Source organism: Sphingomonas sp. RB1R13 (assembly GCF_036663775.1).
Classification (GTDB): domain Bacteria; phylum Pseudomonadota; class Alphaproteobacteria; order Sphingomonadales; family Sphingomonadaceae; genus Sphingomicrobium.
The window spans coordinates 1-1,156 of the sequence record NZ_JAXOJM010000079.1; the positions used below are offsets into that span (position 1 = coordinate 1).

General features: G+C 65.1%; 2 protein-coding genes. Both read left to right on the forward strand.

The features are described 5' to 3' along the window. Positions 1-478: IS66 family transposase (locus U1700_RS15045; protein WP_332753486.1), on the forward strand; the 478-nt coding region annotated here is incomplete at its 5' end. Further along, the gene (locus U1700_RS15050; protein WP_058732336.1) at positions 475-1,077 is read left to right on the forward strand and encodes a plasmid pRiA4b ORF-3 family protein; all 603 of its coding nucleotides are present in this window, start codon (positions 475-477) and stop codon (positions 1,075-1,077) included. The genes U1700_RS15045 and U1700_RS15050, both read left to right, overlap by 4 nt. The last annotated feature ends 79 nt before the right edge of the window (positions 1,078-1,156 follow it).

Below are 1,156 nucleotides of genomic sequence, written 5' to 3' on the forward strand. Positions count from 1 at the left end.
GATCTATGCCGTCGAGGCCGAGGTGCGCGGCCAGCCGCCCGACATACGGTGTTGTGTCAGGCAGGAGCGGAGCAAACCGCTGGTCGAGGCCCTGCGCGAGGTGCTCGACGCCGCCCTTCGCCATCTGTCGCCCAGGTCCGACATGGCCAAAGCCATCGCCTACGGCACCAAGCGCTGGCAGGCACTGTCGCGCTTCCTGGGTGAGGGTCGTCTGGAAATCGACAACAATATCGCGGAGCGTGCACTGCGCGGTGTTGCCATTGGACGCCGCAACTGGCTGTTCGCCGGTTCGCGCGCAGGTGGTGAACGGGCCGCTGCCATCTACACCGTCATCCAGACCTGCAAGGCGAACGGCGTCGACCCGCAGGCCTATATCGCCGACGTCATCGCCAGGGTGGCCGGTGACTGGCCTGCCAGTCGCTGGGACGAACTCATGCCGTGGAACTGGTCTCCCGAACCTGCCAGACTGGCGGCATGAGCGTCGAAACCATCGCCCGCCTGCATATCGTCCTGGATGACATCAAACCCGCCATCTGGCGCCGGGTCGACGTGCCAGTCACCGCCAGCCTCAAGATGCTCCATGACATCATCCAGGCCGCAATGGGCTGGGAGAATTGCCATCTGTGGCATTTCGAGGCCGACGACCGGCGCTACGGCATCCCCGACCCGATGTGGCCGGAGAGCGGCATGACCGCGGCCAAGAACGTGAAGCTCGCGGCCCTCATCGACCGGGGCGTGCGGGAGCTCGTCTACACCTACGACATGGGCGACGACTGGCGGCACAGCATCACGCTTGAGACGGTCGCCCCCGGTGAACCCGACGTCAAGTATCCGCGCTTCGTCGATGGCACCCGGCGCTGCCCGCCAGAGGATGTCGGCGGCTTGCCCGGGTTCGAGATGTTTCTCGATGCCATGGCCGACCCCAGTCACGAAGAACACGAACACCTACGCGAATGGTATGGCGGACCCTACAACGCCGACGACATCGACGAACGCTTCACTCGACGTGCCGTCGCCGCCATCGCCATCCGCCGACACGCCGGCAAGCTCGCCTACCAGAAGAGCCGCGCTCAATAACAAGGCGGCCTACTGGCCACGCTTACGGCGCGGCCGTGATGTCGGCTCGCTCAAAAGGCTCATACGGATTAAGGACCCA

What these genes read in the sequence shown, in the direction of transcription:
- U1700_RS15050 (WP_058732336.1), top strand. Translation starts at nt 475, where the DNA reads ATGAGCGTCGAAACCATCGCCCGCCTGCATATCGTCCTGGATGACATC.